General features: G+C 57.7%; 1 pseudogene. It reads left to right on the top strand.

Features of this window, described 5'->3' with window-relative positions:
• Nucleotides 1–797: pseudogene (locus tag IEX84_RS14530) on the top strand (transposase); the annotation flags it as partial.

Below are 797 nucleotides of genomic sequence, written 5' to 3'. Positions count from 1 at the left end.
GTCGAGGTGACGACGCTACTGAATCGGACCCTGACGACCAGGCCATCCTCGACGAGGCAGGGACGGTTACCAAGCACGTCAGTCGCGTCGTGTTCCCCGCGTTCTCGCTCAATCGTGGCGAGGGGCTGTGAGATTCCTGAGAACGCTTACTGGGGCTTACAGACCTATTTGGGGCTCCGTGAGAACTTGGCGGCTAACGAGGACGCTCGCAGCTTCATTCACGAGTCGACGCGTGATCGAACGCCACTCGGACACGGTCATCGCGACCAAATTCGTGATCTCTCTATCAAGCAGATTCGCGAGATGTACCGACACGCAATTCAACAACTCACCAACGAGCTCGCGGAGACGGAGGAGTTCTTCCGAGCGGGTATTGTCGCCATCGACATCACTGAGGATGATCCCTTCACAGGCGACCGCGCAGGTCACGAGGACGAGATAATCGGGACGAAAGAGAAGAACGACGAATACGCCTACCAATAGGCAACAGTCCAGCTGGTCGGTAACGCTGTCCCACTCGTCCTCGATGCCCGCCCAGTACGGAAGGGTGAGTCACGCAAGGAGATCGTTGAGGACTTGCTAGACTCGGCTGAAGAGCTCGTTCACGTCGATAACGTGCTGATGGATCGGGAGTTCGACAGCCAGCACATCTTGGAGATGATCAGCCAGCGGGGGCTCTCCTACGTTGTCCCGAAACGAATGCAGACTAGCGAGAAAGCCCAGGCGAAACGGTTGCTCCAGCGCGATCAAGACCGGTACGAGACCGACCGGAAGCTCCACCTCGGGAAGAATGAGTG

This window comes from Halarchaeum rubridurum (assembly GCF_014647115.1).
GTDB classification, from domain to species: domain Archaea; phylum Halobacteriota; class Halobacteria; order Halobacteriales; family Halobacteriaceae; genus Halarchaeum; species Halarchaeum rubridurum.
The sequence above is the reverse complement of the archived record's forward strand: the minus strand, read 5'-3'. Positions and strand labels throughout refer to the sequence as shown.